Annotated in this window: 9 protein-coding genes; 6 read left to right on the top strand and 3 right to left on the bottom strand. The window is 67.0% G+C overall.

What is annotated here, in order from left to right; translation table 11 throughout:
• Positions 1–240 (bottom strand): hypothetical protein, encoded by a 240-nt coding sequence (locus ACFYO0_RS04915; RefSeq protein ID WP_388670617.1) that lies wholly within the window; start codon positions 238–240, stop codon positions 1–3.
• Positions 241–286: 46 nt separating this feature from the next.
• On the bottom strand, positions 287–1,480 hold the full coding sequence (locus ACFYO0_RS04910) for an ROK family protein (protein WP_388670614.1): 1,194 nt from the start codon (positions 1,478–1,480) through the stop codon (positions 287–289).
• A 166-nt stretch (positions 1,481–1,646) separates the two neighbouring features.
• On the opposite strand from ACFYO0_RS04910, the gene ACFYO0_RS04905 reads away from it, so the two are divergent.
• Genes ACFYO0_RS04905 through ACFYO0_RS04890 form a run of 4 tightly spaced genes read left to right on the top strand, consistent with a single transcriptional unit; the run spans position 1,647 to position 6,137 of the window.
• Positions 1,647–2,627, top strand: coding sequence for a carbohydrate ABC transporter permease (locus tag ACFYO0_RS04905; protein WP_388670611.1), 981 nt, complete (start codon positions 1,647–1,649; stop codon positions 2,625–2,627).
• 18 nt (positions 2,628–2,645) lie between these two features.
• A complete protein-coding gene (locus ACFYO0_RS04900) occupies positions 2,646–3,566 on the top strand; it encodes a carbohydrate ABC transporter permease (protein WP_344393951.1) in 921 nt (306 codons plus the stop codon).
• 10 nt (positions 3,567–3,576) lie between these two features.
• Positions 3,577–4,920: an ABC transporter substrate-binding protein gene (locus ACFYO0_RS04895; protein ID WP_388670608.1), complete on the top strand. Its 1,344-nt coding sequence runs from the start codon at positions 3,577–3,579 to the stop codon at positions 4,918–4,920.
• Between the two features lie 14 nt (positions 4,921–4,934).
• Entirely contained in the window at positions 4,935–6,137 is a 1,203-nt protein-coding gene (locus ACFYO0_RS04890) for a Gfo/Idh/MocA family protein (RefSeq protein ID WP_388670884.1), read from the top strand.
• Positions 6,138–6,191: 54 nt separating this feature from the next.
• Here ACFYO0_RS04890 and ACFYO0_RS04885 read toward each other — a convergent pair whose 3' ends face one another.
• Positions 6,192–6,887, bottom strand: a complete 696-nt coding sequence (locus ACFYO0_RS04885; protein WP_388670605.1) for a L,D-transpeptidase family protein — start codon at positions 6,885–6,887, stop codon at positions 6,192–6,194.
• Between the two features lie 505 nt (positions 6,888–7,392).
• Here ACFYO0_RS04885 and ACFYO0_RS04880 point away from each other — a divergent pair.
• Both ACFYO0_RS04880 and ACFYO0_RS04875 read left to right on the top strand, forming a co-directional pair.
• Positions 7,393–9,486, top strand: coding sequence for a bifunctional polysaccharide deacetylase/glycosyltransferase family 2 protein (locus ACFYO0_RS04880; RefSeq protein ID WP_388670602.1), 2,094 nt, complete (start codon positions 7,393–7,395; stop codon positions 9,484–9,486).
• 313 nt (positions 9,487–9,799) lie between these two features.
• Entirely contained in the window at positions 9,800–10,765 is a 966-nt protein-coding gene (locus ACFYO0_RS04875) for an LCP family protein (protein WP_388670599.1), read from the top strand.
• Positions 10,766–10,993 lie beyond the last annotated feature (228 nt).

Raw genomic sequence — 10,993 nt, 5'->3', positions numbered from 1 at the left:
TCACGCCGCCTTGCGCGAGTCCGCGGGCGGGTGGGACCGGGCGGGCTGCGGGGCGCTCGAGGCGCGCTCGTAGGCAGCCGCCCACTCCAACACCAGCCGCTGGTACTCCTGCCGCTGCTCGCCGCTGAGCGTGCCACCGGTCCGCAGCCACAGGGCGCGGATCTCCTCGTTGACCTCGGCGGCCGAGCGCCCGGAGGCGTTCGGAACACGGTGTGGAGTGGTGGACATAGCGTGAATCATACGGGCCTCGATGTGAAGGCCAGGTGAGTGGCCGCTGTCGTCGCGGCTACTCGCAAGTAGCGGCTCTGGTGCGCTGACCTCGTGCTTCGACGCCTCCAAGCACCAGCACCTGGATCGCCAGTACGGCCGCTCCCCGCGCCCAGTCGTGGAAGTCGGACACCTTGGTCTCCAGGTTGACCGGCTCCGCCCGCGGGTGGCGGTTGGCCTGGATGGCCTCCTCGACCGCCGGTCCCGCGACGTCGACCAGGCCCACGCCTTCGCCTGCGAGGAGGATCTTCTGAGGCATGGCGAAGTTGGCGATCTGGGCGACCAGTGTGCCGAGGGCGCGGGCCGCCTCGTCGATGACGCGGGCGGCCATCGGCTCGCCTTCGGCGGCGAGGGCGAGGATCTCGTCGTACGACACGTCACGGCCGGTCGCGGCCCGGAGCTGGTAGCGGATGCTGGGGATGGTCAGCAGGGAGACGGCGCTGCCCCGCTCCCCGTCGGGGGTGAGCGGGCCGTTGGGGTTCACGATCCAGAAGCGGCCGTAGCCCACTCCGTCCTCGGCGGTCGCGACCCGGCTTCCGCCGATCACCAGCGCATAACCGATGCCCGCGCCAATGGTGAGGACCGCGAACCGGTCGAGGCCCCGACCCGCGCCGAACCAGCTCTCGGCCTCCACGAGGGCGGCCACGTCGTTCTCGACGACGACGGGCAGCCCGGTGCGCTCCTCCACGAGTTGACCCAGGGGAACGTCGTGCCAGTCGAGGAACGCCGACTCGTCCACGACGGACCGGTCCTCGGCACGGCCGCCCACGCCGATGCCGATCCCGGCAAGGCCGGGGAAATCACGCGCGAACTCGTCCGTCAACTCCCCTAGTACGTCCACGATTTCATCCGGGTCATGGCCGGCGAGCGGACGGTCGCGGCGGGCCACGATATCGCTCCTGAGTGTGGTGACGACGCTGTACACCATGTCCTGTGTGATCTTGAAGCCCACGAACGTGCGGGATTCAGCGACGATGTCCAGTGGTTGAGACGGGCGCCCCTGGCGCACCTCGGCGAGCGCGGCACCCTCGGCGACCTCGACCAGCAGGCCCGACTCGATGAGCGGCTTGGTCAGCCGGGTGAGGCTGCCCGCGGAGAGGTCGAGGCGCCGGGCGATCTCACTGCGCGACAGCGGGCCGTGAGTGAGCACCTCGATGGCCACGGCACGCTCACCGGGACTGAGCGGCAGCCAACTGGCGGCCAGTGTCGTCACTGCCCCCACCTCCCACACGTTTCTTTCACTCTGGAATCAACGAGGCCAATGTACGTGCCCATACGTGGCCGGGAAAAGATGTTTGCACGAGCCTTGACGCCAGGATTATTCCGCCTCGAAAGTAAGTGAGGCCCGAGGACGAGCCGCAGAGCCAGGGAGTCCCCCTATGTCCGTCGCCTCCAGCAGCCCTCCGTCGCGTGTGCCACTACGCGAGGTCAAGGAATCAAAGGGAACACAGACCAGGCCGAAGACCCGCGAGGTACGAGAACGCGACGGCGGTGGCCGTGGTGACGGAGCCCTGGCGGCGCTCTTCATCGCACCGGCCATGCTGGGCTTCCTGGTCTTCCTGCTCTGGCCGACCCTGCGCGGCATCTGGCTCAGCTTCACCCGGTACAACCTGCTGACGCCGGCGGAGTGGGTGGGCCTGGACAACTACGTCCGTATGGTCAACGACCCGATCTTCTGGGACTCGTTGTGGGTCACCGTCGAGTACGTGGTGATCAACATCGGCGTCCAGACGGTCGCGGCGCTTGCCATCGCGGTTCTCCTCCAGCGGCTCACGCAGTCGTCGTTGCTGCGGGGCATCGTGCTCACGCCGTATCTGATGTCGAACGTCGTCGCCGGCCTCGTGTGGCTGTGGATGCTCGACACCCAGCTCGGCATCGGCAACGAGATCATCAGCGGTCTCGGCGTCGACCGCATCCCCTTCCTCGCCGACGAGACCTGGGCCATCCCCACCATCGCCCTGATCAACGTCTGGCGGCACGTCGGCTACACCGCGCTTCTCCTGTTCGCCGGGCTCCAGGCGATCCCGAACGACATGTACGAGGCGGCCAGGGTCGACGGCGCGAGCGAGTGGCGGATGTTCTGGCGGATCACGATGCCGCTGCTGCGGCCGGTGCTGGCGGTGGTGCTGATCATGACCGTGATCGGTTCGTTCCAGGTCTTCGACACCGTCGCGGTGACCACCGCGGGAGGCCCGGCGAACGCGACCAACGTCCTGCAGTTCTACATCTACGGCTCCGCCTTCGGCCGCTTCCAGTTCGGCTACGCCTCGGCGATGTCCGTCGCCCTGCTGGTCGTGCTGAGCGCGATCACCGTCCTGCAGTACCGGCTCACCCGGGCCGGCCAGAGCGACCTCGGCTGACGGAAGGGAGATACCGACATGGCTGCCGTAACAGCGACCAATACCGGGATACGACCGGAGCGGCGCAGGTTCTCCTTCGGGCGGGCCGCGGCCTGGACCGGGATGGGCCTGATCGTCCTCATCACCATGCTGCCCTTCTACTGGATCCTGCGGACCGCACTCTCCACCAACGCGGGCCTGGGCGCCGACCCCACCAACCCGCTGCCGGTCGACCTCACCACCAGCGGCTTCGAGCGGGCCCTCGGTCTGCAGTCGGCCGAGGAGGCGGTCGCGCAGGGCGGCGCGGGCGGCGGGCTCGACTTCTGGCGCTATCTGCTGAACTCGGTGGGCGTCTCGACAGTGATCACCGGCTGTCAGATCTTCTTCTCCGCGATGGCCGCGTACGCCTTCGCACGGCTGCGCTGGCGTGGCCGGGACAAGGTGTTCGCCCTGTTCCTGGCCGGGCTGATGGTGCCGACCATCTTCACGCTGCTGCCGAACTTCGTGCTCATCAAGGAACTCCAGCTGGTGGACACGCTGTTGGGCATCGCGCTGCCGACGATGTTCATGACCCCGTTCGCGGTCTTCTTCCTGCGGCAGTTCTTCATGAACATTCCCCGGGAGGTCGAGGAGGCGGCGCTGCTCGACGGCGCCGGGAAGATCAAGATCTTCTTCCGGGTCGTCCTGCCGATGGCGTCGACACCGATCATCACGCTGTCGGTGCTGACGTACATCACGTCCTGGAACGACTACTTCTGGCCGCTGATGGTGTCGTACAGCGACAGCTCGCGCGTGCTGACCGTTGCGCTGGCGGTCTTCCGGGCGCAGACCCCGGCGACCGGCGTCGACTGGTCCGGGCTCATGGCGGCGACGCTGATCGCCGCGCTGCCGATGCTGGTGCTCTTCGCCTGCTTCGCCCGCCGCATCGTCAGCTCCATCGGCTTCACCGGGATCAAGTGAGGGAATGACCATGCGACTTCGTACGCTGACCGCGTTGGTCGGAGCGCTGGGGCTGACCCTGGTGACCGGCTGCGCGCAGGGCGACTCCACCGGGGCCTCCGCGAACACGGTGACGTACTGGCTGTGGGACTCCAACCAGCTGCCCGCCTACCAGGCCTGTGCCAAGGGGTTCGAGAAGGAGAACCCCGGCCTGAAGGTCAAGATCACGCAGCTGGGCTGGAGCGACTACTGGACCAAGCTCACCGCCGGCTTCATCGCGGGTACCCAGCCGGACGTGTTCACCGACCACATCCAGAAGTTCGGCCAGTTCGCCGATCTTCAGGTGTTGGAGCCGCTCGACGACCTGGGCATCAATGAGGACGACTACCAGCCGGGGCTCGCCGCCAGCTGGATCGGTCAGGACGGCCACCGCTACGGCGCTCCCAAGGACTGGGACACCGTCGCGCTCTTCTACAACCAGAAGATGGCGAAGGACGCCGATCTCACCACCGAGCAGCTGGGCAACCTCTCCTGGAACCCCAAGGACGGCGGCACCTTCGAGAAGGCGATCGCCCACATGACCGTCGACAAGAACGGCAAGCGGGGCGACGAGCCGGGCTTCGACAAGAACAACGTCAAGGTGTACGGGCTCGCCAGCCAGGGCGGCGGCATGGGCGACGGCCAGACCCAGTGGAGTCCCTTCACCGGCTCCGCCGGGTGGAGTTACACCGAGAAGGCCCGGTGGGGCACGGAGTACCAGTACGACAGCAAGGCCTTCCAGTCCACCATCGACTGGTACTTCGGCCTGGCGAAGAAGGGCTACATGGCTCCCTTCTCCGACTACAACATCCAGTCCAACCAGGGCATCACACAGTTCGCCGCGGGCAAGGCCGCCGCCGTCTTCGACGGCGCCTGGATGATCTCCACGTACTACGGCACCAAGGGCATCGACGTCGGCACCGCCCTCACCCCGGCCGGCCCGACCGGCAAGCGCGCCACGATGATGAACGGCCTCGCCGACTCCATCAGCAAGGCCTCCGACAACAAGGAGAACGCCCGCAAGTGGGTGGCGTATCTGGCCTCCGACGCATGCCAGACCGTGGTCGGCCGGGCCGGGGTCGTCTTCCCCGCCACGCCGGCCGGCACCGAGGCCGCCACCGCCGCCTACAAGAAGAAGGACATCGACGTCACGGCCTTCACTGAACCCGTGGCCGACAAGAAGAACTTCCGGACGTTCTCCTACCCCATCACCAACTACGCGGCCGACGTCACCGCGCTCATGCAGCCCGCCATGGAGGACATCTACGGCAACGGCAAGCCGGTGAGCAGCCTCGACGAGACCAACGACCAGATCAATCTCATCCTCGACCAGTGAAGGGCACGCCTTACATGACGTTCTCCCTCGGCATCGTCGGTGCCGGACAGTTCTCAGGCCAGTTCGCCAAGCTGTTCCTGGCCCACCCCGGTGTGAGCGAGGTCTTTGTCACCGACCTCCTGCCCGAGCGGGCCGAGCAACTGGCGTCCGCGGAAGGGCTGTCGGGCACCTTCCCCTCGTACGAGGCGATGCTGGAATCCGAGGCGGTCGACGCCGTCGCGATCTTCACGCAGCGCTGGACCCATGGACCGCTGGTGGTCCAAGGGCTCAACGCGGGCAAGCACGTCTACTCGGCGGTGCCGATGGCGATCAGTACGGAGGAGATCGCGGCGATCATCGATGCCGTACGCGCCACCGGTCTGACGTACATGATGGGCGAGACCAGCCAGTACAACCCGGCGACCGTGCACGCCCGCAACCAGATCGCCGAGGGCGCGTTCGGGCGGCTCTTCTACGCCGAGGGCGACTATGTGCACGACATGGATCTCGGGTTCTACGAGGCCTATCAGTACAGCGGGGGCGAGGACTGGAAGTCCACCGCCAGTTATCCGCCGCTGCTCTACCCGACGCACTCCGTGGGCGGTGTGCTGGGCGCCTGGCAGACGCACGCGGTGAGCGTGTCCGCGATCGGGGTGCGTGACGAGCGGGGCGACGGCGTGTTCGACAAGGAGGTCAGCCAGTTCGGCAACGACTTCTCCAATGCGACCGCGCTGTTCGAGGTCGCGGGCGGTGGTTCGTTCCGTACGAACGAGTTCCGGCGGGTCGGATACCCCTCACACATCAGGGAGTCGCGGTTCCGGTTCTTCGGTACGGACGCCAGCATGGAGCAGATCGCCACGGTGGCCCTGTGGCAGGACAAAAAGGGCGTCAAGGACATCAGTGAGCTGCTGGAGCCCAAGCCCACCATGCCCCCCGACGACCCGTCGCTCCAGCACATCGCGCCGGACCTGAGGGCGGCCTTCACATCCGGTTCGGCACCGGTGCACGACCGCTCCCGGCTGCCGCAGGAGTTCGACCATCTGCACAACGGCCATGAGGGCAGCCACCACTTCCTGGTGGACGACTTCGTCACCGCGGTGAACACGCGCACCCTGCCGTCGGTGAACGCCTGGGTGGCAGCCCGCTACACCCTGCCGGGCATCGTCGCGCACGACTCCGCCCGACAGGGCGGGGCAAGGCTGGATATACCGGACTTCGGGGACGCACCCGAGGCGTGACCGGCCTGTACCGACTCCGGCCCGGCTGCCCTTCGGGGCAGCCGGGCCGACCCGTCAGGTGCCCGGCTTGCGGCCGTACACGAAGACGTCGTCGTTCTTCTTGAGGAGCGACCAGTACTTCTTGGCGTTGGTCTTCGTCATGTTGACGCAGCCGTGCGAGCCGGGCGGGTTCCACATGCTCACACCGACGGAGTGGAAGGCCTGGCCGCCGTCGAAGAACTGGCTGTAGGGCATCGGCACGTTGTAGATGGTCGAGACGTGGTCGATGTTCCGCCAGTAGATCTTCTTCAGGCCGGTACGGGTCTCGTATCCGTTGCGTCCGGTGCGGACCGGGACCGGGCCGTAGACGAGCCTGTTGCCGTCCTGGATCCAGCTGAGCTGCAGCGTGAGGTTCACGCAGGCGATGCGGCCCTTGTTGACCGGGCACCTGCCGTCCCTGTTGGGGTTGTTCCCGACGGCCTTCTGCTTCTTCATCAGGTCCATCACGCCCCAGGTGACCGACCCCGCGTACCCGATGTTCGGCGTGATCCCGTGCTTGGTCTGGAAGGCCTTGATCGCCTGGCAGTCGGCGGCGGACTGCCTGCCGTCGACGGTCCGGCCGAGGAACCTCTCCACCTGCTTCTGATACGGACCGGTCTGCGTGCTGCAGCTCGCCGCCTGCGCCGGCGCCGCGCCCAGCGCGACGGTCAGCGGAGCCACCAGCCCCGTGATGCCCAGTACGACGGCTCCCCGTCTGCGTATGTCCCCCATGTCGGCCTTTCCCTTTCCTCCGTGGTGCGATCTGTGCCAGCTAGACCGACTCCGGGGAGCGTCAGTTGTAGGCCGGCCCGACCTGCGACGAAACGGTGACATTACCCACTGCCTCGCGGGAGACGTCCGCCGGACGGCCGGACCCCCGTTCCGACGATTGGTGACGACGGGTGAAGGGCTGGACAGCGCGCCATGGGCCCATGGGCGCTTACCCCCTCCAGCGCAGCGACGTCGTCAGGTGTCACACCGGCCACAGAAGCCAAAAAGGTTGCCGTTGGTTTCAGACATGCTCACGAGATTCACCATGGCTACACTCGCCCCCCATGTGTGAGGGCAGCCGAACCCCAGAAGCCCACAAGACATGCACTGATGCGTCATGTCACGACCCCTCTGATCGGAGCAGAAAGGCCTTGGGCCACGCATTCATCACCGTCAGACACACCCCCTGCCGTGGCCGGAAAAGCATCAAGTGGCATGTGATTAATGACACGTTGGGCGCGACCGCATGAGCCGTCACGTGAGAGCGCGGCACAAGCGCTCCCGCGAGCCGCGTGGGCACTGGCTACTGCTGAGTCTCGTACTCCCCGTGATGTTCGCCTCCCTGCTCTTCGAAGGCTGGACCAACAACGAGGTCGACGCCGCGCCGACACGTCACGACTGCACCGAACCCGTGCCGAAGACCGTGAGCCGTGGTGGTCCTGTGCTGCGCATCGACGGTGACGAGGTGAAGTCCGCCTCGATGCCCGCCCGTACCGTCGCGCTCACCTTCGACGGCGGACCCGACCCGGTGTGGACACCGCGCCTGCTCACCCTGTTGCGCAGGCACCACGTGCACGCCACCTTCTTTCTCTTCGGCGTCCAGGCGGCCCGGCATCCGGAGCTGGTGCGGCGGATCCGCGCCGAAGGCCACGAGATCGGATCGAACACCTACACCGGCGCCGACCTGGGCGCGTCGTCGGCCGTCCGCTCCCGGATGGAGCTGTCGCTCACGCAGACGGCGCTGGCCGGCTCGGCGGGCATCCGCACCACGTTGCTGCGCATGCCGCAGACCACCTCGCCGGACACGCTGTGCGGCGCCGAGTGGAAGGCGGCGCAACGTGCCGCGACGGACGGTTACCTGTTGGTCGCGGCCGACCCGTGGCACCGAAAGCCGTCACAGGGCGTCATCCGGCAGTTCAGCCAGACGGAACTCGCCTACAAAGAGACGGAAAAGCTGCTCAACAACCGAAATATCGACAAGTTCACCACGGTGACGGCCGGTCTCCGGCTGGACCCGCCCGACACATCGGCGACCACAGTCGAACGAGGGCAGGGCAAGGGCCTGATCCTGGTCACGGCCATGGGGCACGCGTTCGCGAACGCCATGACATGGATGCTCGTGGTGGCAGGTGCGCTGGGGGTCGTGCGGCTGCTGGTACTCGTCTTCTTCGCCCGCGCCCATGTCCGGCGACTCACGCGCCTCCGTCCCGGAGCGCCCTGGCTGCGGGAGATCAACGACCCGGTGACGATCCTCATACCCGCCTACAACGAAGAGGCGGGTATCGAATCCACCGTCCATTCCCTGCTCGCCTCCACGCACCCGTACCTGCAGATCATCGTGATCGACGACGGGTCGACGGATCAGACGGCGGATCTCGCCACATGGATCAACGATCCCCGGGTGACGGTGATCCGCCAGCCCAACTCGGGCAAGGCCGCCGCCCTCAACACCGGTCTGGCACACGCGATGTACGACATCGTGGTCATGGTCGACGCCGACACCGTCTTCGAACCGGACGCCATCCACGAGCTCATCCAGCCGCTGGCGCACCCGGCCGTCGGCGCGGTCAGCGGCAACACCAAGGTCGGCAACCGACGCGGGCTGCTCGGCAGATGGCAGCACCTGGAATACGTCTTCGGGTTCAATCTCGACCGCCGGATGTTCGAGGTCCTGGAGTGCATGCCGACGGTCCCCGGTGCCATCGGCGCCTTCCGCCGGGACGCGCTGATGGGCGTCGGTGGAGTCAGCGAGGACACTCTGGCCGAGGACACCGACCTCACGATGGCCCTGTGGCGGGCCGGCTGGCGGGTGGTCTACCAGGAGTCCGCCGTCGCCTGGACCGAGGTGCCCACCTCGCTGCGTCAGCTGTGGCGGCAGCGCTACCGCTGGTGCTACGGCACCATCCAGGCCATGTGGAAGCACCGCGGTGCCGTTTTCGAGGTGGGCCCGGCCGGCCGCTTCGGGCGCCGCGGCCTGAGCTATCTCGGTGTCTTCCAGGTCGCGCTGCCGCTGATGGCGCCGATCGTCGACCTCTTCGCCCTGTACGGGGCGCTCTTCCTCAACCCCGTGCAATCGACCGGGGTGTGGCTCGCCTTCCTCGTCGTCCAGCTGGCCTCCGCCGGATACGCGCTTCGGCTGGACGGCGAGCGCAGGAGGGCGCTGTGGTCGATGCCCTTCCAGCTCTTCGTCTACCGGCAATTGATGTATCTCGTGGTCATCCAGTCCCTGGTCGCCATCGTCCTCGGCACTCGGCTGAAGTGGCATCGCATGCAGCGCTCCGGCACCGCCGCCGATCACATAGGTCAGCCCTCCCAGGCAGCAGAGCTGACATCGAGATGACCAAGGACAGCTCATGAATGATCGGCAGTACGGGTGGCCCGACACCAACGGGCTCAACGAACAGTGGAATGCGCACCACGTCATCCAGGGAGAGGTGTGGCACCGGACCGACCACGAGCCCCGGCCGTACGCGGCGCAGACACCGAACGCATCGCTGCACACAGGCGCACCGAGTGTGTTCATCCCTCATCAGCGGGACACCAGTACCGGTGCACCCAACAGGCCTCCCGGATTCGGCAGCCGGGGCGGAACCCGGCGATCCGGCCGGCCGCTCAGAACTCCCCGCAGCCGGGCCCGCAGGATCATACGAGCCGTGATCCTGCTGCTCTGCCTGCTCCTTGTCACATCCGCCAGCACGTACCTCTGGGCCGACGTCGAGCTGAACCGCGACGTGGACCTCGGCAAGATCACAAACCGTGTGCCGCATGGCGAAGGGACCAACTACCTCATCGTGGGCTCCGACAGCCGTGCGGGCCTTTCCGCCGAGGCCATCAAGGATCTGCACACCGGCGGCTCGGCCGCCGACGGCCGCCGTACCGACTCGATGATCTTGCTGCACACCGGCGCGAACGGCACCACGATGATGAGCCTGCCGCGCGACTCGTGGGTGACCATCCCCGCGCACATCCGCCCCCAAACGGGAGTGCACTACCGCCCGGCGAAGAACAAACTGAACGCGGCGTTCTCGTTCGGCGGTCCGGAACTGCTGATCCGGACCATCGAGTTCAACACGGGTCTGCACATCGACCACTACGCGGAGATAGGTTTCGCGGGCTTCGTGAACATCGTGAACGCGGTGGGCGGCGTGGACATCTGCGTGGACAGGAACATCAAGGACGAGAAGTCGGGACTGAACCTGACGAAGGGCTGCCACAACCTCGACGGCCGCAACGCGCTCGCTTTCGTCCGCCAGCGCCACCAAGAGGCACAGGGCGATCTGGGCCGGTCCCGCAACCAGCAGAAGTTCCTGGCCGCCCTCGCCCGCAAGGCCGTCACACCGGGTGTCGCGCTCGACCCGACCAAGCTCTATCCGGCCACGAGCGCAGGGCTGGACACGCTCATCGTGGACAAGGGCATGAGCCTGTCCACTCTGGCGTCGCTGTTCCAGGCGATGAGGAGCGTGACGGCCGGTCACGGCAAACAGATCAATGTGCCCGTGTCGTCGCTCGGCTTCCGGACCTCCAAGGGCGAAGCCGTGAAGTGGGACGACGCGCAGGCGAAGAAGCTCTTCGCCGAGCTGAGGGACGACCGGCCGGTGACCTTCGAGGAGAAGAAGTGAGGGTCGTCGGCGAAGAAGCGGCGACTCGACAGGTTTCGGCAGCAGAGCCGTACTCGTGGCGAGTGGTCGCGCCCGAAGCCGTATGCGGCTGGACCGGCTCCGGGCGGGGTGGGCCGTAGCCTGCCCGACCTGCGACGACAGGGTTACGCAGCCCGCCATCCTGCGGGAGACTTCCGCCGGACGGCGGGCCCCGTCGCCTCTCCGGGTCGGTGAGGATCGGCGTAAGGC

Source organism: Streptomyces sp. NPDC006365 (genome assembly GCF_042870755.1).
GTDB classification, from domain to species: domain Bacteria; phylum Actinomycetota; class Actinomycetes; order Streptomycetales; family Streptomycetaceae; genus Streptomyces; species Streptomyces xiangluensis.
Note: the sequence above shows the minus strand (reverse complement) of the source record. Positions and strands in the feature narration are given on the sequence as shown.